Source organism: Streptomyces sp. ADMS (assembly GCF_033441795.1).
Classification (GTDB): domain Bacteria; phylum Actinomycetota; class Actinomycetes; order Streptomycetales; family Streptomycetaceae; genus Streptomyces.
Genome location: NZ_JAVFVX010000009.1, coordinates 61,346 through 85,345, shown reverse-complemented (window position 1 = coordinate 85,345; position 24,000 = coordinate 61,346). Strand labels below are relative to the sequence as shown.

The following is a 24,000-nucleotide window of genomic DNA, read 5'->3' as shown; positions in this document are numbered from 1 at the left end:
CACCCAGGTGAGGTAAGCCCGTGCAGTTCCGCCAACAGGCCCTCGCCAAGCTCCAGTCGCCCGAAGAGCTGGACCTTCCGGTGCGCTTCGCGCGCCCCCAGGGATGGCTGGTCCTGTCCGTCACGGTCGTCGTCATGGCCGCCGCGTCCGTGTGGGCGGTCACGGGGTCCGTCTCCTCCACGGTCAGCGCGCCCGCCATCCTCACGCACGGGGAGGGCAGTTACGTCCTGCAGAGCCCCGTGTCCGGCCAGATCACCGCGGTTCTCGCCGAGGAGGGCGCCCAGCTGCCCGCCAACTCGCCTGTGCTGAGGGTCCGTACGGCTTCCGGCGACTCCGTGGTCCGCTCGGTCGCCGCGGGCCGGCTCACCGCGCTCGCCGCCACGATCGGCCAGATCATCGGCACGGGCACGAACATCGCGGCCATCGAGAAGGTCGCCCGCGCGAGCGACCCGCTGTACGCGACGGTGTACGTGCCGGCCGAGAGCGCCGCCACGATTCCCGCGAACGCGGCCGTCGACCTGACCGTCCAGACCGCGCCCACCCAGCAGTACGGCGTGCTGCGCGGCCATGTGAAGTCGGTGGACCGGGCCCCCCAGACGCAGACGCAGATCGGCGCGTTCCTCGGTGACAGCCAGCTGGGCGAGCAGTTCACCAAGAACGGCCGGCCCGTCGCCGTCCTGGTGAAACTGGACAAGTCGTCGTCCACGAAAAGCGGTTACCGGTGGTCGTCCACCGAGGGGCCACCGTTCGGGCTCACCTCCATGACCCTGGCCTCGGGCTCGATCCGGCTGGCCGACCAGCGTCCCGTCGATTGGCTGCTGCCGTGAGTGCCGCACAGAACTCCCGGGCCAAGCGCCGCTCGGCCCCGCCCGGACGCACGGTCCCGAAGGGCAGCGGCACGTCCGTGCGCACGCCGACCGTTCTCCAGATGGAGGCCGTGGAGTGCGGCGCGGCCTCACTCGCCATGGTCCTCGGCCACTACGGGCGGCACATCCCTCTCGAAGAGCTGCGCATCGCCTGCGGTGTCTCACGGGACGGCTCGCGCGCCAGCAACCTCCTGAAGGCAGCGCGGAGTTACGGCCTGACGGCCAAGGGCATGCAGATGGACACGGTCGCGCTCGCCGAGGTGAACGCGCCCGCGATCCTGTTCTGGGAGTTCAACCACTACGTCGTTCTCGACGGCATGGGGCGCCGTTTCGGGCGGCGCGGAGTACACATCAACGACCCCGGCAAGGGCCGCCGATTCGTACCGATGGAGGACTTCGACGCCAGTTTCACCGGCGTCGTCCTCGTCATGGAACCGGGCCCCGGCTTCGAACGGGGCGGGCGCAAACCGGGCGTCCTGGGTGCCATGCCGGCCAGGTTGCGCGGTACCTCGGGCACGATGCCCGCCGCGATCCTGGCGAGTCTGCTGCTGGTCGCGGTGGGCGCCGCGATGCCCGCGCTCAGCCGCACCTACATCGACACGTTCCTGATCGGCGGCCAGACCTCGATGCTGGAGGTGCTGTTCACGTCGATGGGCGCGTGCGTGGCGCTGACCCTCGTGCTGACCTGGCTGCAACAGGCGAACCTGCTGCACGGCCGCATCATCTCCTCGACTCTGAGCAGCGCCCGCTTCCTGCGTCATCTGCTCCGCCTCCCGGTCACCTTCTTCTCCCAGCGCAGCCCGGCCGACCTGGTCCAGCGCCTCCAGTCGAACGACGCGGTGTCCGAGACACTGGCGCGCGATCTCGCGGCGGCGGGCGTCGACGCGATCGTCGTCGTGCTGTACGCCGTGCTCCTCTACACGTACGACCCGCAGCTGACGGCCGTCGGCATCGGCGTCGCGCTGCTCAACATCGTGGCCATGCGGGTGGTGATCCGGCTGCGCGCGACCCGTACCGCGAAACTGCGCGCGGACAACGCCCGGTTGACCAACACCGCATATTCAGGGCTCCAGTTGATCGAGACCATGAAGGCGACCGGCGGCGAGGAGGGTTACTTCCGCAAGTGGGCCGGGCAGCACGCGACGACGCTGGAGGAGCAGCAGCGGCTCGGGGTGCCGAGCGCCTGGCTGGGCGTGGTCGCGCCGACGCTGGCGACGCTGAACAGCGCGCTGATCCTTTGGATCGGCGGGATGCGGGCCGTCGAGGGCCATATATCCGTGGGTCTGCTGGTGGCCTTCCAGGCCCTGGTCGTGCGGTTCACCGCACCCCTCACCCGGCTCAACGGTGTGGCGGGCCGCATCCAGGACTTCGCGGCGGACGTGGCCCGGCTCAAGGACGTCGAGAACTTCCGGGCGGACCCGCTGTACGCCCGTCCGGGCGGCGGCGATTCGACGCGCCGGCTGCACGGGCACGTCGAGCTGCAGAACATCACCTTCGGCTACAGCCCGCTCGACAAGCCCCTGCTGTCGGGCTTCGACCTGGCCGTCGGCCCGGGTCGGCAGGTGGCGCTGGTCGGCGGCTCCGGCAGCGGCAAGTCGACTGTTTCCAGGCTGATTTCGGGCCTGTACGCGCCCTGGGAGGGCGTCATCCGTATCGACGGGCAGCGCCTGGAGGACATTCCACGCGGCGCGCTCGCGGCCTCGGTCTCCTTCGTCGACCAGGACGTGTTCCTGTTCGAGGGCAGCGTCCGTGACAACGTGGCGCTGTGGGACCCGTCGATTCCGGACGAGTCGGTGGTGGCAGCCCTTGAGGACGCGGCGCTGTACGACGTCATCACGCGCCGGCCGGGCGGCATCCACAGCCGGGTCGAGCAGGACGGGCGGAACTTCTCCGGCGGACAGCGCCAACGCCTGGAGATCGCGAGGGCGTTGGTGCGCAACCCCAGCATTCTCGTCCTCGACGAGGTGACCAGCGCGCTGGACGCGGAGACCGAGCAGACGGTGATCGACAACCTGCGCAAGCGCGGCTGCGCCTGTGTGGTGATCGCGCACCGGCTCAGCACCGTGCGTGACAGTGACGAGATCGTGGTGCTCCAGCACGGCACGATCGTGGAACGCGGGCGGCACGACGCCCTGGTGGCGGCCGGCGGGGCGTACGCCGAGCTGGTCAGGGAGCGATGAGATGACAACCGTATCCGAGGGCGATGTCGTCCTGACCGCGCTCGGGCAGATGGGGACGCGTTTCGACCTGTCCGGGCAGGGCCGCCTCGACCTCGAAGGCCCGCAGGTGTTGTGGCTGGTCGCGTCCGGCGCGCTCGATCTGTACGCGGTGGACGCCGTGGAGCAGGGCCAGTGGCACCACCTCGGCCGTCTGGAGGCGGGCGCGCTGCTGCTCGGCCCGGTCACCGGCCCGGAACACACGCTGGTCGCCCGCCCGGTGCGCGACTGCGTGGTGCACCGCATCGGCCTGCGCGAGCTGTACCAGTCGCCGGGCACGGAGACCTGGTCGTACGACGAGTACGGCAACGCCCAGTACGTGCCCCCCGCGACAAGCCCGCTGGAGTACGCCCTGGCCCTGGGCGCCGGACGCGGTCTGTCGATCCTCTTCCAGGCGCCGATGGCCTCGGAACGGGCCGCCGCGCCGACCGACGACGACGTGTTCTGGATGCAGGTCCCGCCGGGCAGTGTGCAGTACGGGTCGTTGTACGGGGCGGCGGCCGCCGCCGATCTGCTGATGGACCCCGGGGTCTGGCAGGGCATGGTCGACCAGCAGCGCCGGCTGCTCGCCACCCTCGACCGGTGGATCGAGCAGCTGGAACGCAGCCACGAGACCCGTACGGCGGCCGGTATCAAGGCGGGCGAGGCCGTCCGCGCCCAGGCCGACCGGACACTGCTGGCGTCGATCGGCAAGCCGTCGGGGAAGCGCACGACCGCCGCCGACGCCGACGCGACGTACGCGGCCTGCAAGCTGGTGGCCGAGGCGGCCGGGATCACGCTCGCCGAGCCCGCGCAGAGCGGCACCGAGAGCGACCGGCTCGACCCGGTCGAACGGATCGCGCTCGCCTCCCGCGTCCGTACCCGGGCCATCCGGCTCGACGGGCGCTGGTGGCGCGACGACGTCGGCCCGCTGGTCGGCCACCGGAGTCTGTCGGGCTCACCGGTCGCACTGCTGTGGCGACGCGGCGGCTACGTGGCGGTGCAACCCTCGTCGGGACGCGAGACACCGGTGGAGAAGGCGAACGCGGCGGAGTTCGAGGAGCGGGCGGTGATGTTCTACCGTCCGCTGCCCGAACGCGGGATGAGCCCGCTGCGACTGCTCCGGTTCAGCATGGGCGGCAGCCGCGGCGATGTGGTGAACCTGCTGCTGAGCAGCCTGGTGACGATCGCCATCGGTGCTCTGGTGCCCGTTGCCACCGGCAAGGTGCTCGGCGAGTTCGTGCCGAAGGCTCAGACCACGCTGATCGTGCAGTTCTGTCTGGCCGTCATGATCAGCAGTGTGGTGGCGGCGGCCTTCATGCTGCTGCAGAACCTCACCCTGCTCCGGATGGAGGGCCGTATCGAGGCGGCGCTCCAACCGGCCGTCTGGGACCGGCTGTTGCGTCTGCCGACGAAGTTCTTCACCGAGCGCTCGACCGGTGAGCTGGCGAGTGCGGCTATGGGCATCAGCGCGATTCGCAAGCTGCTGGCGGGAGTTGCCCCCGTCGTCACGCAGTCGGTCACGATCGCGGCGATGAACCTGGGCCTGCTCCTCTGGTACAGCGTCCCGATGGCGCTGGCCGCGGTCGGCATGCTGGTGGTGATCGCCGCCGTGTTCCTCGGGCTCGGACTGTGGCAGGTGCGCTGGCAGCGGCGGCTGATCGTGCTCTCCAACAAACTGAACAACCAGGCTTTCCAGACCCTGCGCGGGCTGCCCAAACTGCGGGTCGCGGCGGCCGAGAACTACGCGTACGCGGCCTGGGCGGCCGAGTTCGCGCGCAGCCGCGAGCTGCAGCAGAAGGTCGGCCGCATCAAGAACCTCACGACCGTGCTGGGCGCGGTGTACCTGCCGATCTGCACACTGCTGATGTTCATGCTGCTCGCGGGTCCGGCGCGCGGCGAGATGTCGGCGGCGGCCTTCCTCACCTTCAACACCTCGGTGACGATGCTCTTGACCTCGGTCACCCAGCTGACCGGCGCCTTCGTCTCCGGTGTGGCCGCGCTCCCGCTGTACGAGGAGATCAAGCCGGTGCTGGAGGCGACCCCGGAGGTACGCGTCGCGAGCACCCGGCCGGGCGTGCTGACGGGGGCGGTCGAGGCCCGTCGTCTCTCGTTCCGCTACGCGGACGACGGCCCGCTCGTCCTGGACGACGTGTCCTTCCAGGTCAGCGCGGGTGAGTTCGTGGCGATCGTCGGCCCCAGCGGCTGCGGCAAGTCGACGCTGCTGCGCCTGTTGATCGGCTTCGACAAGCCGGTATCGGGCAGTGTGCTGTACGACGGCCAGGACCTGGGCGCGCTCGACCAGTCGGCCGTACGACGCCAGTGCGGTGTGGTGCTGCAGCACGCCCAGCCGATGACGGGCTCGATCCTCGACGTCATCTGCGGCACCGAGCCGTACACGCCGGAGGAGGCGATGGCCGCCGCCGGGATGGCGGGCCTCGCCGAGGACATCCAGCGGATGCCGATGGGCCTGCACACCATCGTCCAGGGCAGCGGAGCGGTCTCCGGCGGCCAGCGGCAGCGGCTGATGATCGCGCAGGCGCTGATCCGCAGGCCGCGCATCCTCTTCTTCGACGAGGCGACCAGCGCCCTGGACAACGAAACGCAGCGCATTGTCATCGAGAGCACCCGCGCGCTGAACGCCACCCGGATCGTGATCGCGCACCGCCTGTCGACGGTGCTGGACGCGGACCGGGTGATCGTGATGGAGGACGGCAAGGTAGCCCAGCAGGGCCCGCCGGACCGGTTGCTGGCGGACACGGGCGGTCGGCTGCACGAGCTGGTGCGACGACAACTGGCGTAGGGAAGCACCAGGGCCGCCGAGAAGAGTGCACCCTATCGATACTTTGCCGTTTCGACACTTTGCCGTTTCGATGAAAGTGGTCTAATCTCGGATCGCCCACCAGTACGAAACGGTTTCGTTTACCTTCTTTCCCTCGTCTCACGAGCGGCCTTCCCTGGAGTGTGCTCAGATGTCCCAGCCTCTGACCGAAGGCGCCCCGAAGGGCGCGGCGAACAGCCTGGAGAAGGGGTCCACTGCGCCGAACGCGAAGCGGTGGTGGATCCTGGCCATCATCGGGATCGCGCAGCTGATGGTCGTCCTCGACGCCACCATCGTGAACATCGCGCTTCCCTCCGCCCAGGCAGACCTCGGCTTCTCCGACGGCAACCGGCAGTGGATCGTCACCGCGTACGCGCTGGCCTTCGCCTCCCTGCTGCTGCTCGGCGGCCGGATAGCCGACCTGTTCGGCCGCAAGCCCGCCTTCCTCGTCGGCGTGGCCGGATTCGCCGGCGCCTCCGTCCTCGGCGGTGCCGCCAGCAGCTTCGAGATGCTGGTCGTCGCCCGCGCACTCCAGGGTGTCTTCGGCGCGCTGCTCGCGCCCGCCGCGCTCTCCCTCCTCAACACGACCTTCACCGACGCGCGTGAACGTGCCCGCGCGTTCAGCGTGTACGGCGCGATCGCCGGCGCCGGCGGCGCGGTGGGCCTGCTGCTCGGCGGCCTGCTGACCGACGCGCTCGACTGGCGCTGGACGCTGTACGTGAACCTGGTCTTCGCCGTCGTCGCGTTCATGGGCGGCTGGATGCTCCTGAGCAACCACCGCGACGCCGCCAACTCCAAGATCGACGTCCCGGGCACCGTCCTGGTCTCCGCCGGTCTCTTCGCCGTCGTCTACGGCTTCTCCAACGCCGAGTCGCACGACTGGGGTTCACCGCAGACCTGGGGCTTCCTGATCGCGGGCGGCCTGCTCCTCGCGGCGTTCGCCGGATGGCAGACCCGCGCCGAGCACCCGCTGCTGCCCATGCGTGTCCTGCTCGACCGCGACCGTGGGGCCTCGTTCCTCACGGTGCTCATCTCCGGCGCGGCAATGTTCGGGGTCTTCCTCTTCCTCACCTACTACCTGCAGCTGAACCTCGGCTTCAGCCCGACCAGGACCGGCCTGGCCTTCATGCCGATGATGGCGGCCCTCATGGTCGCGGCCCAGGTGTCCACCACCAGGCTCGTGCCCCGCTTCGGCCCCAAGATCATCATTCCGCTGGGCTTCACCCTCGGCGCGGCCGGCATGGTCTGGCTCACCGGTATCGGTGTCGGCTCGGACTTCGGCACCGCCGTCCTCCCGCAACTGCTGGTGATCGGCGTGGGCATGGGCGTCATCATGCCGCCCGCCATGCAGCTGGCCACCAGCGGAATCGGCGCCGAGGACGCGGGCGTGGCCTCCGCGACGGTCAACACCATGCAGCAGGTGGGCGGTTCGATCGGCACGGCGCTGCTGAGCACGCTCGCCGCGAGCGCCGCGACCAACTATCTGTCCGGCCGCAACGCGAGTGACACACTCGTCCAGGCCCAGTCGACGATCGAAAGCTACACCACAGCCTTCTGGTGGTCGGCCGGCTTCTTCGCCGCGGGCGCGCTGATCACCTTCCTGCTGTACCGCCCCGGCGTGCCGGTCCAGGACGAGAGCGCCGCGCCGGTCGTCCACATGTGACCCACCCGGGCTGCCGAGGCCGAGGGGCCGCCGTCTTCAGGGAGACTGCGGCCCCTCCCGGCTGTCGCGGCGTCCACTGCGACAGTCCGCTTCCAAGGCGGGCGAGTGCACGACACACGGAAACGTCAACCAATACGGCCGCAATTCACCATGTCGAGTGAACTAGATCTTGCGGACGGCGTGTCAGGGATGGTCCCGACTCCGCCGGGGTAGCTACCGAGACCTAATGCGCCTCCTGCAGAGGTGGAGCAGCCATGACACCGGAAGCCGACGACCGCATCCCCGGGCGGCCCGAGCGCACGGCCTCGGACTCGTCCGGAGCCCTGCCCCCGACGGCCAATGCGTATGCCCGTACGTACACGAGCGGGCCGTTCACCGTGGTCGAGATCTCCGGTGAGATCGACCTCGCGACCGCGGACTTCCTCTCCGGGCATCTGGACGCCGCGACATCCCGCCCCGGCCCGGACGTCCTGGTCGACCTCCGGCGCGTCGAATTCTTCGACTGCTCGGGCCTGCGCGCACTGTGCCGCGCGGACGCCCGGGCCCGCGAGCGCGGCGGGCGGCTGCGCCTGGTCTCCGACACGCCCCGCTTCCACCGTCTGCTGCGCGCCTCGAACCTGCTGCACCGCTTCCCGCCCCTCGCCCGTATCCCGGGTCCATCGGAGTAGGTGCACGGATTCCCCTTCCGTACGCACGTCAAGGGTTCGTGGTTCGACGCACGCCAGGGGCTCCGTACGCACGTCAGGGGCCGGCCGGCGGCCCCACTCCGCCGGCCGGCCCCGCTGCGAGATCGCGCGGCACCCCGTGACACAGGTTTCGCACTCCCCATCCGCGAGCGTCCTGCGATGCTCACGGGAGCACGCGACCCCGGTCCCTAGAACGTGAAGACGGCCGTCCCGTAGGTGCTCTTCACGCACTCGTTCGCGAAGGTCCGCTCATAGGCGACCCGCTGGCCCCGCCACACTCCCTCGACGGTGACGACCACGGGGTCGTACTGCTTGGTGCACTTCACGTCGCCTCTCGGCGCGAGGACGTCGAGGTCCCCGCCTGCTGCCCGGAGTTCGGCGCAGGCCCCGGACGCCGCCGGGTGTGTGCCCGAGGCCGTCGGCGCACAGGTCAGGGTGACGGCACGCTCGGGGGTGACGGCCGCGGCGGTGTCGCCGTGCCCCACGGTGAGCACCAGGGCCGAGGGGGCGTAGAGCCCGGAGGGGGCGAGGCCCGGGGCAGCGACGGCGGCCCCGGCGAGGGGGCCGCAGACGGCGGTGGCCGTCAGGGTCAGAGTCGCTGCCCAGCGCGCGGTGTTCGGCATTGTGTGCATCCTTCCGCTCAGTTCGAAGATGCGAATCGAAGGTCCAACGGTCCGCATGGGTACTCGATCCCAGCCGGTCGGGCCGGATCGGCGAGCGTGAGTCTGCCGAGTCCGGCGTCGAAACTCATCTCGACCCCATGCGTTTCAGTAACCTTGCGTATTGAATCAGTGGCGTGAAGTTACGTGATTCGAGCGGCTGAAGCCCGTAACTGAGCGGTTGTTGATCGCTTCGGGCGGCCGACTGGCCGGATCCACCAGCCTTTTTAATCGGCCTGAAACATTCCGAATCCGGGGCGGATGGACCCGGGCGCCTCCGGCGCATCCATCCACTGGGGACGCGAACGGCAGATGAACCGACCTCCCGGGGCTGCGCCCCCAGACCCCCCGCCACGGGCCCTGAACGCGCCTTGTCCCCAAACGCCGGACGGGCCGGATGGTTCAAGCGCCGCTACGTCGGGTCCGCGTCGACCTGGGCAGCCCACTCCGGTGGGCCCCCTATCGACAGGGAGCCGGGGCTGGCGGTGACCGCGTCCGTGAGCCAGCGCTGTTCCGCCGAGTTGTCGCGGACCTTGACGACCACGTCCGCGTCCGGGTCGTCGGACGCGGGGGCGACGGCCAGTCCCTCCTCCCAGCGGGGCAGCAACTCTCCCCGCACGGTAAGGTCGTAGCGCACATCGTCCCCGCGCGCGGCCGTCACCGCGGCACAGCGACCGAGGATCACGACACCGGCATCGGCGTGCGAGTCCAGGCACAGCTCGGGGTCGGCGACACTGCGCAACAGCCTGTCGTCCTCGTACGACCACATCTGGGTCCACGCCGTCGAGCAGGACGCGAGCTTGGTGACGGCGCCCGCCGTGGCCTTCCCGCCCCGGATGTCGAGGCACAGGTCTGTGGTGACGTTGCGCAGCCGGGTCTGCCGGGTGGCTGTCGGGCTGCTGCCTGTCTCGGGCGGCGAGGACGACACCGCGGGCGGGGTCGGCGAAGCGTCCTGCACCGGGGCGCGCCCCCCGGTCGCGCTGGACGAGGCGGCCGGATCGGCACCACTGCCGTCCTTCGGCCACAGCCCACTGCCGAGAACGACCGCGAGGACGACGGCCGAGGCCAGGCCCACGCTGGTGAACAGGGTTCGCCTGTTCCGGGTCCCGCCCGGAAGCGGCCGGCGCGGGGACGGAATGCGTGACAGCAGCCGACGGCGCCCCAGACCGATCCCCCAGCCACCCGTGCCCTCACCACCGCTGCCACCGTGGCGGGCATGGCCCCGCAGCCGGGTACCGCCCTCGCTGCGCGCCGGGCGGGAGTCGAGGTAGCGGCGGGCGCCCCAGCCGAGCACCGCCTCGGCGAGCAGCGTGCCCAGGGCGCCCTCGAAATGGCTCAACTGCTCGGCGGCGTAACGGCAGTAGCGGCACTCCATCAGATGCTGCTGGACATCGGGCAGCAGCGCGCCCCCGCGCCGGATGGGGACGTCGAGGAGACGGTTGTAGAACCGGCACTCTTTGGACGGCGCGAGTTCCCGGTGGGCGCGCACACAGCCCTCACGGAATTGTTCGCGGGCCTGCTCCCATGACGCCGACGCCGTATCCGTGTCCATGCCAAGAAGCCCGGCGGGGACATTCATCGGCTCGGCCTCGACCTCGGTGTGCCACAGCAGACACTGGGCAAGTCCGGGAAGAGCCTGGAAGGAACGCTCCGCGAGCCTACGGTTTTCCGGCGTCATGGACTTCGCCGCGCGCATACCGCGTCCGCCGGCCGGTTTCGTCAGATCCTGCAGTACATCGGTTATACGGTCGTCGGCGGACCATTCCCTGACGGTGTCGCGGACGGCCACGAGAAACCGGGGGCGCAGCGCCACGGCCGACTCGGCCCGCATCACCCGCTCCAGGACCTGATGGAAGGCAGCCGTGGCGACCATGGAGGCGGCCTGGGCGGAAGTGGCGAGGCAGATGACCGCGTACTCGTGCGTCGCCTGCCAGTGGCGCGCCATCAGCAGGGCGACGGACGGGCCGGTCTCGCCCTCCGGCCTGCCTCTGAGCTGGGCGGCGAGACTCTCGTCCGATTCCCCCGGAACCCCACCGGAGTACGGGGGGCAGGACGGACGAGGTGGGTGGGGGGTGGGCACTGAGCGGTTTCCTTCCCACGCGCGGGTGACTCACAGAAGTTCCGGGAAACGGCCCGGACGAGTCCGCGCGAAGACCGGCGGCTTCGTGTCCCCCCCCGCCCCCGTCCCCGCTGTGACGCTGGACCGCCGCCGAATCACCACCGGCGAATCGAGCCCGGCCATTCCCCCTGCACAGGTAGTTCACCCTTGCACAAGTCGCTCTCGGCCAACAAGGCACTTGAGCAACATCTATTCATTGAAGGAGAGTCAGCAACAGCAGAAACTCTCGGCACTCGTACCGACTTCCGGAATTTCCCCGCACCCCGTCTCCGCGCCCCGTGTGAACCACGTGCACGCGCCTGTGCGCCACGCACGCTCCCGGTGCCCGCGAAGGCCCAGTCCACTGGAACCCGGCCCTTCTCGGAGGCCCCGCGCGGAACGGCGGCTCTCCCGCGCGAAACGGCCGCCGGCCCCGTTCCTCCCGCCCTCGGTCGGCGGCCCCGAGGGCGGGCCCGGTTCAACAGTTCTGCAGCACGGTTCAGATCTGCCAGGAACGCAGCCGGTCGGCCGCGCCGTAGACATCGGTCTTGCCCGAGATCAGGTCGCGGGCGAGGTCGACGAGGGCGCCGTAGGGCGGGTCTATGCCGACGTCGCTGACGAACATGTACGCCACGGCGGTGGCACAGGCGAAGCGCGCGTTGGCCGACGGCAGCGGCTTGAGCAGCGCGAGGGTGTGCAGCAGCGCGGCGGCCCGCCAGGCAGGATCGGAGTCCACACCGAGGCGCGGCGGGTCGACCCGGTGGCGGGCCACCGCGGCCACCAGGGCGGAGAAGTCGTTGACCGTGGGCTGGTCCGGCAGGACCTCTTCGTGGCGCTGGAGCAGCCACGGCACGTCGATATGGATGACGGGAGCCATCGGTCAGGCGACCCGGCCCCGACGACCCGGCGAGACCGGTTCGTCCTCGGGGAACGCGGCGGCGAACTCGTCGGCGTGTGCCGCGAAGAACCGCCGGAATTCCTCCGCGCCCTCCTGCAGGGCCCGGTGCCGGGCAATGTCGGCCGCCGCCGCCTCACGCACGAGAGCCTTCATCGACGTACCGCGCTCCTTGGCAATCTGCCGCAGGTCCTCTAGCTCGCGGTCACTGAACTCCACATTCAGAGCTGGCATGCCCCCACGGTACCGCGCCGGTACTTACCCGTAAATATCCCCAGGTCAAGTTAGTAGGGCAGTGGTACCGAGGGGGCGAGGCGCGGCCCGGCTAGCCCTGGTCGGCCACGAAGGACGCCATCCGGGCCAGGGCCGCGTTCCAGTTGATCGTGTGCTCGTTCGTCGACCAGGACTGGATGTCGTCGACGTAGCAGAACTGGCCGACACAGCCCTGGAGTCTGCTCTGTGCGTAGGGATCCTGAATGCTGGAGTTGGGGCCTCCGGCGAGCGTGCCGTCCGGCGGGTCCGGGAGGCTCGGGTCGAGCTGCCGGGCGTACCAACGACTGTGCTGCCGATGGGAGTTGACCTCGCCGTAGCCCGTCACATAGGACATGTTCAGCGCGTTGCGGCCGAAGAGATAGTCCATGCTCTGGAGCGCGCCGTCCCGGTACTTCGAGGCGCCGCTGATGTCGTACGCGGTGGCGATGACGACGGCGTTGTTGAGGATCTGGGCGTTGGAGCCCCAGTCGTACACGTTGGCGTCGGGGGCGTAGGGCATGCCGTACGGCTGTGCCGCCAGCGTGGCCAGATAGCGGTCGGCGCCCTTGAGGACGGACTGGCGGACCTTGTCCCGGCCGGGGAGCCGGTTCGGGACGGTCGCCAGGTCGAGACGGCCGGCCGCGGCGGTCCTGGCCCAGTCGAAGCCGAGGGGGACGAAGATGTCGGCCGTGTGGATCGGCGAGTTCAGGATGTGCTGCTCGAACGCCTTCTCCCCGGTGGTGAGATACAGCTCGGCGGCCGCCCAGTAGAACTCGTCGCGCGCGTCGGTGTCGGGGTAGGCGCCGCCGCCGGTCCCGTCGTTCGGGTCGGGGTGGATCTCGGGATGGGCCAGGGCCGCCGTCCATGCCTTGCGCGCCACCGCGAGGGCCCGCGCCGCGAACGAGCGGTCGTAGGGCCGGTACAGCCGGGCCGCCTGCGCCGCGGTGGCCGCCAGGTTGAGGGTGGCCTCGGTGGTCGGCGGGTGCAGCTCGCGCTTCTGCGGGTCGTCGCTCGGCAGCAGCGGCAGCCCGGTCCACTGCGCGTCGTGCATCTTGTGGTGTGCCATACCGGCCAGCGGCTGCCCGTCTGGCACCTGCATCTTCAGCAGGAACTCCAGTTCCCAGCGGGCCTCGTCCAGGACGTCCGGCACCCTGTTGCCGCTCTCCGGGATGGCGAGCGTGCCGTCACCGAGCTTGTCCCGCTGCCCCGTACGGGCGTGCAGTGCGCGCTCGTACGTGCTCAGCACCTCCCAGGTGGAGATGCCGCCGTTGACGACGTACTTGCCGTGATCACCGGCGTCGTACCAGCCGCCGGTGACATCGAGGGTGTAGTCGCAGACGCCCGGCTGGCACGGCACGCCGGAGTCCCCCTGGTTGGGCGCCACGTCGACATGGCCTGCGGGGCGGGCGTAGCCCGGGCGCAGGTCGTCGCGGATCTCGGTGCCGCTGCGCTGCGTGTAGTAGTACTTCAGCGAGTCCGTCCGCAGCCGGTCGTAGGCGCTCGCGTCGATGTCGAAGGGGCGGCTCGTCTCGCCGTCGGCGACCAGGGTGAGGCCGGTGCCGCGCTTGCGGTAGGAGCCGAAGTCGATCGAGTGGACGTTCTGCCCGGAGGAGACATCGGTGCCCCGCGGCAGGGTCCTGCCGTGGGCCACCGTCGTCCCGTCGGCCTTCTTCAGCTGCCAGGGCAGCGGCTGCGTGGCGGCGGTGACGAGTGTGGCGTTCTTCGGGCCCGCGGGCAGATAGGCGACCTGGTTGACCCGTACCCGGGGTCCGGTGTCGGGTTCGTACACCTCGGGCGGCACCCCGCCGAGCAGCGAAACGTCGTCCACGCAGAACCGGAAGGGGTCGGCGCTGCCGCCGAGCTGGAAACCGACCTGGCCCTGGGCCGTGTCGGCGGGGGCGGTGAAGGTGTACGTGTAGGAGTCGCCCGACACGCTCAGCTGCGGGCTGACCTCGAAGTAGGTGTCGTACGGGGACACCGACAGGCCGACGATCGCCCGGACGACGTGTCCCGCGGGCGTACCGGTCGCCCTGAAGGCGAACCGGTACGACTCCCCCTTGACCAGGGTGATGTCGTTCTGGCCGACGGCGGCGTCCCAGCGGTTGGTGGTGCCGCCGGGTACGTCCGCGCAGAGGCCGCCGTCGGAGAGGCCCGCGGTGACGTTGCTGGTCGTCCACCAGGGGGCGGTGGTCGTGTCGAAGGTGCCGTTCTTGACCTGTTCGATCTCCTCGGCCCCGGCGGGTCCGGCCGGCAGCGTGGTGAGCGCCGCCGCGAGCAGGGCGGTCACCGAGAGCAGGGTCGTTCTGCGTCGTTTCACGTCTGGGCTCCTCGGGTGAGGTGGGGGCGCGGGGTGCGAGAAGAGTGGCGCTGTGCCGTGGGAGCGCTCCCAGATGCGGACGTGGCCCATGCTGTGCGAGGCGTCACGTCTCGTCAACGGTCCGGACGGGACTGGGCTCACGTACGGGGTTGTCGCCCCCGCCGCCCCTACCCATTCCCGTCCCTGGGGGCTGCCGCTCCCAGACCCCCGCTTCGGCCTAAACGGCCTCGTCCTCAAACGCCGGACGGGCTTGGATCCCGACCCTCCGGCGTCCGGGGGCGGAGCCGCCGGGGATGGGACGGGCAGGGGCGGCGGGGGCGAAACTCAGCCCGCCGGCGCCTCCAGCCGGCTGATCCGCACCGCGCCCCGCTCCTCCCCCGGGTAACGGCTCGTCAGGTCCAGCCGGAGCCTGGTGCCCCGTACCGCCGGAAACATGATCACCGTGGGTGTGCCGGAGGCTTCGGCCCACTCGACTGTCGCGTCCGGCACCGGAACGTATCCGTCGCCGTCCCATACCGAGACGGCCACCGACGCGGGCAGCGCGTGCGTCGCGTCCACCGTGAAGGCGACCTCGACCCGGGTGAAGTCGCGGACCCTCCCGTAGTCGACCGATACCCAGTCCTCCGCACGGGCCCCCCTGAACGCGGGCAGCAGCGCGGTCGGCGCCTTGTAGAACCCGTTGGACCAGCCGGTGCCCGGCGCGCCGTCGAGCATCGCGGCGGGCAGGGTGTCGGGGCGGCCGGAGTAACCGGCGTCCGCCAGAGGGTAGGTAGGGGCTCCCGGGCCCGGGTCGGGCGTGAAGGACACGGCCGGCGTCGGCGATTCGTCGCGCGCGGCCGTCGTACGCACGGTGATCCTCCCCGTGCGCAGCCCCGCCGATCGGGCCGTGACCTTCAGTCGCCCCGCCTGCGTGCCGGACCGGACGATGGCGAGTGCCTTTCCGTGGAAGGCGGTTCGTGTGCTCGCCTGATAGCGCTCGGCGCTCTCCTCGCGTCCGTTGTCGAGGCCGGCCAGTGAACCGCCGTCGACCTCGAAGGCGAGCAGGTGCTCGGCGCCGGGCACTGTCACACCCCGGGCGTCGACGACGTCAGCGGTCACGAAGCACAGTGAACGGCCGTCCGCCGCAAGGGACTTGCGGTCCGCGGTGAGCCGTACCGCGTGTGCCGGGCCCGCCGTCCGCAGGACGTCTGTCGCCACGACCCGGCCGTCCCGCCTGGCCACCGCCTTCAACTCGCCCGGCTCGTACGGCACATGCCAGGTCAGGTGGAGTTTGCCCGCGCTGGCGTTCGGACTGGTGTAACTGCCGGGCCAGGGGCCCGAGGTGACGGTCTTGTCGTCGCCGGTGGCTTCCGTGGTCTCCAGGTAGACGCGGCCGTCGACCGTCTTCTTCGTGTCGAACCGCCTTGTGCCCAAGGACTTTCCGTTGAGGAACAGCTCCACCGTGTCGACGTTCGCGTAGGCCCAGACCTCCACGGTGTCGCCCGGTTCGTGGTTCCAGGTCGCCGGGAGGAGGTGGACCATCGGGTCGCTCGTCCACTGGCTGCGGAACAGGTGGTACATGTCCTTGGGGAACCCGGCCGTGTCGACCGCGCCGAAGAAGGACGCCTTCACCGGGAAAACGTCGTACGGGGTCGGCTCGCCGATGTAGTCGATGCCCGACCACAGGAACTCGCCCGCGAACCACTTGCGGTCCCGGTCCTTCTTCAGGCCGTACTCGCCGCTCATCGTCCAGGACGCGAGGTTGTTGTCGTACGACGAGACAGCGCGTCTGCCCGGGGTGTGGTTCTCCCCGGTGTTGAGGCGTTCCGGCTCCTGGTAGGTGCCCCGGGTGGAGGTCTCGGACGAGGACTCCGACTCGAACAGGAACAGGTGCGGATAGCGGGCGTGCAGGGCGTCCACCGAGGCCGCGGTGTTGTAGTTGAGGCCGAGGCCGTCGAGCTTGGCCAGGATCAGGTCGCCGGGGGTGCCGGGGGCGGGCACACTGCGGTGACGGTGTGAGCCGATCACGATCGGGCGGGTGCCGTCGGACGCCCTGACCGCGGCGATGAGCCGGTCCGCCATGCCGAGACCGGCGGTGGAGGTGAACTCGGAGATCTCGTTGCCGATGGACCACATGAGGACGGCGGGCGAGTTGCGGGCGGCCCGCACCATCTCCGTGACGTCCCTGTCCGCCCACTCCTCGAAGAACCGGCCGTAGTCGTAGCGGGTCTTGGGGCTGCGCCAGCAGTCGAACGCCTCCACCATCATCACGATGCCCAGTTCCTCGCAGACCTGGATCATCTCCGGCGAGGGCGGGTTGTGCGAGGTGCGGAAGGCGTTGACGCCCATCGACTTCATGATGGTCATCTGCCGGCGGATCGCGTCGACGCTGACTGCGGCCCCGAGGGCGCCCAGGTCGTGGTGGAGGTCGACTCCCCTGATCTTGTGGTAGGTGCCGTTGAGCTCGAAGCCCTCGTCCGGGTCGAAGCGGAAGCCGCGGATGCCGAAGGTCGTGCGGCAGGTGTCGGTAGTGCTGCCCGCGACGCGCAGTTCGGTCTTCAGTGTATAGCGGTGGGGGGTCGCGATGTCCCACAACTTCGGTTCGGGGACCGTGAGTTCGTGGGTCTCGGTCGACCGGTCGCCGACGGCGACCGTGGACGAGGCACGGGCTGCCGTACGGCCGCGGGGGTCGACGATCCGGGAGACGACCTCGACGTCGGCGGTGGCGCCGGACGCGTTCACCACGGAGGTCGCCACCCGCACGACGGCCCGGTCCCCGGCGATCTCCGGCGTGGTGATATACGTACCCCAGCGCTCCACGTGCACCGGTTCGGTGACAACCAGGCGGGCCTCCCGGTAGATGCCGCTGCCCGAGTACCAGCGGCTGCTGGGCAGCCGGTTCTGCACCTTGACCGCGAGCACGTTCTCGGTGGTGCCGTCGGTGTGCAGAAGGCCGGTGAGGTCGAGCGTGAATCCGGTGTAGCCGTAGGGGTGGCGGCCGGCCTCCGTGCCGTTGCAGTAGACGTACGAGTCCATGTAGACGCCGTCGAACTCCACCGAGATCCGCTTGCCGGCGAGCGCGGGCGGGAGGGTGAAGGCGAGGCGGTACCAGCCGAGGCCGCCGGGGAAGAACCCGGTGCCGCTGGTGGTGCCGTGGTCAGTGGTCGGGGTGAGTTCGATGCTCCAGTCGTGGGGGACGGCGACCGTCCGCCACGCCGAGTCGTCGTACGCGGGGTCGGGGGCGTTCACGTACGCGCCCGTGGGGTCGGTGATCCCGCCAGGGTCGGCCAGCGCGAAGCGCCAGCCGTCCCGCAGCGGGAGGGTGTGGCGGCCGGCCCGGCCGTCGGCGGCCCGCGCGTCGGCCGCGGTGCCCAGGAGGGCTCCGGCCGCAGGGGCGGACGTACCGGCGATCAACACCGATCTGCGAGTGACCGTCATGGCTGCTCTCCCTCATCAGGGCCCAGAAGTACTCACAACTGATCGTTAACAAACAGATTCTGACGGTGTGGAACATGCACCCGTCAAGGGTCCGGTGACGTACTTCGGCCTCACCTGTCACAACGGCCTGAATCCCGCCCCTGCCGCGGCCTTCATCTCGGGCTGGGGACAGCGGTGTTCCCGACCGCTCAATGGCAGGACGCACTACTGTGAACCCCAGTGACGTCCCTTGCTCACTGTGAGTGTTCACGATGGAGTGGCGGCGATGAGCCCGGTGTACCCGTTCGACGATGCCGCCACGGCGCGGGCCGTCGTCGACGGGCGGGGCACACTGACCGGCTGGAACGAGGGCGCTCACCGGCTGCTGGGCTGGTCGGCGGCCGAGGTGCTGGGCCGCCCCGCCGCTTCCCTGCTCGGGGACGACGGGCCCGGCAGGCCGACGAACGACCTCTGGCACGGCGTCCTCTCGCTGCGTCACCGCGACGGCCGGACGGTGTCCGCCTGGGTCCTCGCCCACCACCGGCCGTCCCCGGACGGCGGCCGGGGCGACTGGCTGGTCGTCACCCCGCTGGAGAGCGATCCGCGTCCCGCTGACGACCCGCTGATGCGGGCAGCGCTTGCCCAGGCACCCTGCGCGACCGCCGTGTACGACGACCGGTTGCGGCTGCACGGCGTGAACGACGCCATGGCCGGTGCCATCGGGCTGCCGCGGGAGCGCATCCGGGGGCTCAGAATCGCCGAGATAGGGGGCCGGGAGCGCAGCGCGGAGCTGGAGGGGCACATGCTCGACGTGCTGACCAGCGGCCGGGCGAAGGACGTGCAGACCTATCTGCGCACCGGCGGCGAGGACCACGCGCACGCCTGGCTGGCCCGGCTTGCGCCGCTCAAGGACGCCGAGGGACGCGTGCGGGGGGTCTGTCTCGCGGCCCACGACTTCACCGAGCAGTACCTGGCCCGGGAGCGGCTTCAGCTGGTCAACGAGGCGAGCGTACGCATCGGCACCACCCTCGACGTCGTCCGGACGGCGCAGGAGCTGGCGGACGTCTGCGTCCCGGCACTCGCCGACCTCGTCAGCGTCGACCTCCTGGACCCGCCGCAGCACGGCGGTGACCACCGCCAGGCCGAACTGACGGCGCCCATCAGCCTGCGCCGGGCCGCCCATCGGTCGATCACCCCGGGCAGCCCGGAGGCCGTGACCAAGCCGGGCCAGCTGGACCAGTACCCCGCCTTCTCACCCCAGGCCGACTCCCTCCTCGCGGGCCGCACCATCGTGGCCACCCTGCCCTCCGGCGATTTCGAACAGTGGCTGGCCTGGGACAAGGCGCGTTTCAACCGGGTCCAGGAGTTCGGCATCCACTCCACGATGTCCGTGCCGATCACGGCGCGCGGCACGACCCTCGGCGTCGCCGTGCTGACCCGGTACCGGCGGCCCGACCCGTTCACAACCGACGACGCGCTGCTCGCCGAAGAGGTGACCGCCCGGGCCGCCGTATGCATCGACAACGCCCGCCGGTTCTCCCGCGAACGCGAGACCGCCCTCGCCCTGCAACGCAGCCTGCTCCCCCGGACCCTGCCGCGCACCGCCGCCCTCGAAGCCGCCTCGCGCTATCTCCCGGCGGCGCGGGCCGGGGTGGGCGGCGACTGGTTCGATGTGATCCCGCTGTCCGGGATGCGGGTCGCGATGGTCGTCGGGGACGTCATCGGCCACGGCATCCAGGCCTCCGCCACCATGGGCCGGCTGCGCACCGCCGTACGTACGCTCGCCGACATCGACCTCGCCCCGGACGAGTTGCTCACCCACCTCGACGACCTCGTCGTACGGCTGTCCGCGGAGGCCGGCAGCGAGGGCAGCCCGGGCGAGGTCGGGGCGACCTGTCTGTACGCGGTGTACGACCCGGTGTCGCGGCGCTGCACCCTGGCCCGCGCCGGGCATCCGCCGCCGGTCATGCTCAAGCCGGGCGGTGCGCCCCGGCAGGTGTGGCTGCCCGCCGGTCCGCCGCTGGGTCTGGGCGGGCTCCCGTTCGAGTCCACGGAACTGGATCTGCCCGAGGGCACGGTCCTCGCCCTTTACACCGACGGGCTGATCGAGAGCCGCGAGTGTGACATCGACACCGGTCACCGGTTGCTGTGCGACGCGCTGGCGGCGTACGCGGACTCGCTGGACGAGACGTGCGACCGCATCCTGCACACCCTGCTCCCGCCGGGCGGCGCGGCCGACGACGTGGCGCTGCTGCTGGCCCGTACCCAGGGTCTGCCCGCCTCCCGGGTCACGACGTGGGACATCCCGGCCGATCCGGCGCTCGTCGCGCCGATCCGCAAGCAGGTCGGCGAGCAGCTCGACGTCTGGGACCTGAGCCCGGCCGCGTTCACCACCGAGCTGGTGGTGAGCGAGCTGGTCACCAACGCCATCCGCTACGGCTCGCACCCCATCCGGCTGCGCCTGATCCACGACGCGGCCACCTTGATCTGCGAGGTCTCCGACAGCAGTCACACCGCCCCGCATCTGCGGCGCGCCAGAACCTTCGACGAGGGCGGCCGCGGTCTGCTGCTGGTCGCCCAGCTCACCGAACGGTGGGGCAGCCGGCACACACCCGACGGGAAGACCATCTGGGCGGAGCTCTCGCTCACGGACGAGATGTGAGTCCCGGCGGTCACTGACCGACGGCGAACATTTTGCTGCCCCGCGAACCTTTTGGATTCCGGCCGCTTCGGACACTCGTGACGGTGCACGACACACCGTGAGCGCAGTGACTTCCAGGAGTGTGGACATGGCGACCTTCCGTACATCCCGCCCGGTGCCCCGGGCCGCGCTGCTCCCGAGCGCGCTCGCGTCACTGGGCCTGCTCGGGGCCTGCGGCAACAGCGGCGACACGCCGGCCCCGCCGGGGACACCGCCCGGCACGGCCGTCCCCTCGACAGCCGTCCCGTCCACGGACGGCACCCGCTGCCGCACCCCCGAGCTGCGCGCCTCGGTCGGGCGCCTCGATCCGGGCGCCGGGCAGAAGAACTTCCCCGTCGTCCTCACCAACGACTCCGACCGCACCTGCACCCTGCAGGGCTACCCGGGTGCCGCCTTCGTGGACGCGGCCGGCAAGCAGCTGGGCCCCGCCCCGAAGCGCTCCGAAGACACGCCGACGACGGTCACACTGGCACCGGGCGACAGTGCCTGGGCTGGCCTGAGTTTCGCCAACCCGGAGACCAGCGAGGCCACGACGGCGACCCCCGCCGAACTGCTGGTGACCCCGCCGGACGAGCGGGAGCAGCTGAAGGTGGTGTGGGAGAAGGGCGAGGTGCCCGTCGGCGGGAACGAGTCGTCGGTGTTCCTGACGGTCTTCGGTTCCGGTACCGGAGCCTGACCTTGTCGACGGGCCGGTGAGTGGGCTTGCTGCTATGAGGTTCTGACGGTGGTGCGGGCCACGGCGCCCAAGTTCCTCGCGTTCGTCCTGGCGCTGGGCGTCGTCGTCCGTGCGGTCGTGGACAGCGGGCTCGCCGACGCGCTCGGCCGGGTGCTGCCCGACGGGACCGGACTGGGCGCACTGCTCGGGATCGCCGTCCCGGCCGCCGTACTCGCCAATCTGATCAACAACCTGCCCGCGGTGCTCGTGCTGCTGCCGCTGACCGCCACGGCCGGTCCGGGTTCGGTGCTCGCCGTGCTGCTCGGGGTGAACATCGGTCCGAACCTGACCTGTGCCGGGTCGCTGGCGACCCTGCTGTGGCGGCGCATCGTGCACCGGCACGAACACGATGTCGGGATCGGCGAGTTCACGCGGCTGGGGCTGATCTCCGTGCCGGCCGCGCTGATCCCGGCCGTGGTGGCGTTGTGGGGCTCGCTGCTTGTTCCCGGGGGCTGAGGGCCGGCCGTGCCCGATCGTGTCAGCGGCCTCCCCAGCCGCCGTAGCCACCGCCGTATCCGTATCCGTATCCGCCGCCGTAGCCGTAGTTGCCGCCGCTGGTGTCTCCGGACTGGCCGTTCCCGCAGTAGTAGTACCCGTAGTAGTAGCAGGGCACGTTCGTCGGGTTCGAGGCCGAGGGGGTCGGCTCGGCCGTCGACGGTGTCGGGGACGGCTCGGCCGGTGTGGGGGTCGGCGTCGGGGTCGGCGTCGGTGTCGGCTCCGCGCTCTTCTTGACGACCGGGGCTCTCGACTCGGCGGTCGCGTCCCAGTTGACGGCCTCCATCTGGAGCGAGGGGTCCGACGAGTCGAAGACCCAGTGCTGGTCGGCGGACTCCTCCCGCGACTTCAGAACCAGCGGCGTCCTGCCCTCGGCGTCGGCGGGTGTCAGCGCCAGGTCCTGGTCCCAGCGCGGGACGAGGGTGCCCTGGAGAGTGAAGTCGTAGCGCACGTTCTTGGTGCCGGGCTGGGACGCACCCGTGCACGGGGCGAGCTGGACCGAGTAGCCGAGGTGGGAGTCGAGACAGAGGTCGGGGGCGGCCAGACTGCGCAGCAGGCCGTCGGTCTCGTACGACCACTGCTGCCCGGGCGCCGACGAGCAGGTGGTCAGCTCGGTCTCCGCGCCCTCGACGGACTTGCCCCCGGTGATTCCGATGCACAGTCCGGACTCGACGTTGTGCAGCCGGCCCCGCAGAGCACCCTTCGTGGTCTCCCCCTCGCCGATCCAGGAGGGGTCGTTGCCGGAGGTGCCGGAGCCGTTGGTCGCGGTGTCCGAAGGGCTGGTCTCGGCGGTCGGGCCTTCCTCGTCACCCGAACCCAGGACGGACCACAGGACCAGCGGGACGACGACCAGCGCGCTCACCGTCGCGACAGCCAGGGCGCGGTTGCGGCGGCGGACCGCGCGCCGGGCCGCCTTGTGCGCGGAGCGGTGCGATCCGGGGCGGACGGCCAGCTCGGTGGAGACGGGGGCGGTCGTGGGCATGGGCGGGGCCTGGGCCAGGACACGCGGGACCGGGAGCAGGCTCTCGGCCGTGGCGATCTCGATGATCGGGGCCTGCTCGACCTCCACTATGGCGCTCTCGGCGGCGCGTCCCGGGCGGGACTCCAGATAGGCGCGCGCGCCCCAGCCGAGCACGCCTTCGGCCAGCGCGAGGGCGAGATCGCCGTTGAACTGGTTCAGCTGGTCGGCGGCGTGCCGGCAGGTCTTGCAGTCGGCGAGGTGCTTGGCGAGGTCGGGGTCGATGTCGAAACTGCGGCGCCGGCAGGTGACGTCGATCAGCCGGATGTAGCGGCGGCACTCCTCCTCGGGCACGACCTCGCGGTGGACGTGCAGGACCTCCTCGCGCAGGCGTCCGCGGGCCCGGCCGAGTTCCACGGCGGCGTCCGTCACGCTCAGCCCCAGCAGGCCGGCGGGTATCTCCAGCGGTTCGGCCTCGACCTCCGCGTGCCACAGCAGGCAGCGCGCGGACTGAGGGAGGTTCTGGAACGCCCTGGAGAGCAGCCGCCGGTCGGGCGCGGGCAGCAGCCGCGCGGCGACGCGGTTGCCGCCGCCGGGCGTGGTGCGCAGCTCGGGGTGGAGCATTTCGTGGCGGTGGTCGCCCTCCCACTCGGCTGCCAGACGGCGCACGGTGACCAGGAGGTGGGGCCGCCACGCGGAGGTGGGGCCGCTCTGCCGCAGGGATTCCCCGAAGAGGCGCGTGAACGCGGCGGTGGTGAGCATTCCGGCGGGGCGCGGGCCGCTGGTGCAGAGACGGGCGTAGGCGAACGCTGCTTCCCAGTGCCGGTCGAGCAGTTCACCTACGGGATGGAGCGCGGGCGTCGTTCCCGTCCACTTCTTCAGCTCGGCACTGAGTTCGACATCCGAGGCCTCATACGCGGGAGCGGGGGTTGGGGAATTCGACAGGCCTGCGTCTTTCACGTCTGCATTCCTCCACGGACAACGCGGGTTTCAGTCCATACCTAGGGGTATGTGACCCTGCCGACGAAACGACAGGATCCGACCAAACGGGGAATCGGCATCGCGAACGTCCGCAGCGGACAGCTCTTTTGGAGCGGGGAGCCAACGGGGACGCCGCGTACGTGCAGGGGGAAAAAGATAGTCCGCACGCCGACGTGCACACCTTTGCACAGCCCATCGAGCCGGAACAAGAGATCACGCCGTTTTCCGCATTCCGGTGTGACCTAAAGCGGTTGACGAGATGTCAATGGCATGCATCTTTAGGGATTGCCACTGTATCAACA

Annotated in this window: 14 protein-coding genes and 1 pseudogene; 8 read left to right on the top strand and 7 right to left on the bottom strand. The window is 70.6% G+C overall.

Annotation, left to right across the window (positions count from 1 at the left end):
- The first annotated feature begins 20 nt into the window (after positions 1–20).
- The 5 genes from RB628_RS06450 to RB628_RS06430 all read left to right on the top strand — a co-directional run bounded on the left by RB628_RS06450 (position 21) and on the right by RB628_RS06430 (position 8,213).
- Positions 21–827: an HlyD family efflux transporter periplasmic adaptor subunit gene (locus RB628_RS06450; protein ID WP_318319309.1), complete on the top strand. Its 807-nt coding sequence runs from the start codon at positions 21–23 to the stop codon at positions 825–827.
- Entirely contained in the window at positions 824–3,046 is a 2,223-nt protein-coding gene (locus RB628_RS06445) for an NHLP family bacteriocin export ABC transporter peptidase/permease/ATPase subunit (protein WP_318319308.1), read from the top strand. Before RB628_RS06450 ends, RB628_RS06445 begins: the two co-directional genes overlap by 4 nt.
- A 1-nt stretch (position 3,047) precedes the next feature.
- Positions 3,048–5,864: an NHLP bacteriocin export ABC transporter permease/ATPase subunit gene (locus RB628_RS06440; RefSeq protein ID WP_318319307.1), complete on the top strand. Its 2,817-nt coding sequence runs from the start codon at positions 3,048–3,050 to the stop codon at positions 5,862–5,864.
- A 169-nt stretch (positions 5,865–6,033) separates the two neighbouring features.
- Positions 6,034–7,545, top strand: coding sequence for an MFS transporter (locus RB628_RS06435; RefSeq protein ID WP_318319306.1), 1,512 nt, complete (start codon positions 6,034–6,036; stop codon positions 7,543–7,545).
- Positions 7,546–7,799: 254 nt separating this feature from the next.
- Complete coding sequence (locus RB628_RS06430) at positions 7,800–8,213, top strand: STAS domain-containing protein (protein WP_318319305.1); 414 nt, start codon at positions 7,800–7,802, stop codon at positions 8,211–8,213.
- Positions 8,214–8,419: 206 nt separating this feature from the next.
- On the opposite strand, the gene RB628_RS06425 is transcribed toward RB628_RS06430, so the two are convergent.
- From RB628_RS06425 to RB628_RS06400, 6 genes are all read right to left on the bottom strand, one after another.
- Positions 8,420–8,854 carry a protease inhibitor gene (locus RB628_RS06425; protein WP_318319304.1) on the bottom strand — a complete coding sequence of 145 codons (435 nt, stop codon included), beginning with the start codon at positions 8,852–8,854 and terminating at the stop codon, positions 8,420–8,422.
- A gap of 448 nt (positions 8,855–9,302) precedes the next feature.
- A complete protein-coding gene (locus RB628_RS06420) occupies positions 9,303–10,970 on the bottom strand; it encodes an RICIN domain-containing protein (protein WP_318319303.1) in 1,668 nt (555 codons plus the stop codon).
- A 517-nt stretch (positions 10,971–11,487) separates the two neighbouring features.
- Positions 11,488–11,865: a toxin Doc gene (locus tag RB628_RS06415; RefSeq protein ID WP_053745133.1), complete on the bottom strand. Its 378-nt coding sequence runs from the start codon at positions 11,863–11,865 to the stop codon at positions 11,488–11,490.
- Between the two features lie 3 nt (positions 11,866–11,868).
- Positions 11,869–12,117, bottom strand: a complete 249-nt coding sequence (locus tag RB628_RS06410) for a hypothetical protein (protein ID WP_318319302.1) — start codon at positions 12,115–12,117, stop codon at positions 11,869–11,871.
- Positions 12,118–12,208: 91 nt separating this feature from the next.
- On the bottom strand, positions 12,209–14,452 hold the full coding sequence (locus RB628_RS06405) for a glycoside hydrolase family 9 protein (protein WP_318319301.1): 2,244 nt from the start codon (positions 14,450–14,452) through the stop codon (positions 12,209–12,211).
- Positions 14,453–14,776: 324 nt separating this feature from the next.
- Positions 14,777–17,869 (bottom strand): glycoside hydrolase family 2 TIM barrel-domain containing protein, encoded by a 3,093-nt coding sequence (locus tag RB628_RS06400; RefSeq protein ID WP_318319300.1) that lies wholly within the window; start codon positions 17,867–17,869, stop codon positions 14,777–14,779.
- A 265-nt stretch (positions 17,870–18,134) separates the two neighbouring features.
- Here RB628_RS06400 and RB628_RS06395 point away from each other — a divergent pair, with 265 nt between their 5' ends.
- The 3 genes and pseudogenes from RB628_RS06395 to RB628_RS06385 form a co-directional block, all read left to right on the top strand.
- Positions 18,135–20,510, top strand: coding sequence for a SpoIIE family protein phosphatase (locus tag RB628_RS06395; protein WP_318319299.1), 2,376 nt, complete (start codon positions 18,135–18,137; stop codon positions 20,508–20,510).
- A 127-nt stretch (positions 20,511–20,637) separates the two neighbouring features.
- The gene (locus RB628_RS06390; protein WP_318319298.1) at positions 20,638–21,225 is read left to right on the top strand and encodes a DUF4232 domain-containing protein; all 588 of its coding nucleotides are present in this window, start codon (positions 20,638–20,640) and stop codon (positions 21,223–21,225) included.
- Positions 21,226–21,267: 42 nt separating this feature from the next.
- Positions 21,268–21,720 (top strand): annotated as a pseudogene (locus tag RB628_RS06385) (ArsB/NhaD family transporter); the annotation flags it as partial.
- 22 nt (positions 21,721–21,742) lie between these two features.
- Here the strand turns inward: RB628_RS06385 and RB628_RS06380 are convergent.
- A complete protein-coding gene (locus RB628_RS06380) occupies positions 21,743–23,677 on the bottom strand; it encodes a ricin-type beta-trefoil lectin domain protein (RefSeq protein WP_318319297.1) in 1,935 nt (644 codons plus the stop codon).
- Between the last annotated feature and the right edge of the window lie 323 nt (positions 23,678–24,000).

Coding starts and splice junctions, on each gene's coding strand:
- RB628_RS06440 (WP_318319307.1), top strand. CDS start 3,048: ATGACAACCGTATCCGAGGGCGATGTCGTCCTGACCGCGCTCGGGCAG.
- RB628_RS06435 (WP_318319306.1), top strand. CDS start 6,034: ATGTCCCAGCCTCTGACCGAAGGCGCCCCGAAGGGCGCGGCGAACAGC.
- RB628_RS06430 (WP_318319305.1), top strand. CDS start 7,800: ATGACACCGGAAGCCGACGACCGCATCCCCGGGCGGCCCGAGCGCACG.
- RB628_RS06425 (WP_318319304.1), bottom strand. CDS start 8,854: ATGCCGAACACCGCGCGCTGGGCAGCGACTCTGACCCTGACGGCCACC.
- RB628_RS06415 (WP_053745133.1), bottom strand. CDS start 11,865: ATGGCTCCCGTCATCCATATCGACGTGCCGTGGCTGCTCCAGCGCCAC.
- RB628_RS06410 (WP_318319302.1), bottom strand. CDS start 12,117: ATGCCAGCTCTGAATGTGGAGTTCAGTGACCGCGAGCTAGAGGACCTG.
- RB628_RS06400 (WP_318319300.1), bottom strand. CDS start 17,869: ATGACGGTCACTCGCAGATCGGTGTTGATCGCCGGTACGTCCGCCCCT.
- RB628_RS06395 (WP_318319299.1), top strand. CDS start 18,135: ATGAGCCCGGTGTACCCGTTCGACGATGCCGCCACGGCGCGGGCCGTC.
- RB628_RS06390 (WP_318319298.1), top strand. CDS start 20,638: ATGGCGACCTTCCGTACATCCCGCCCGGTGCCCCGGGCCGCGCTGCTC.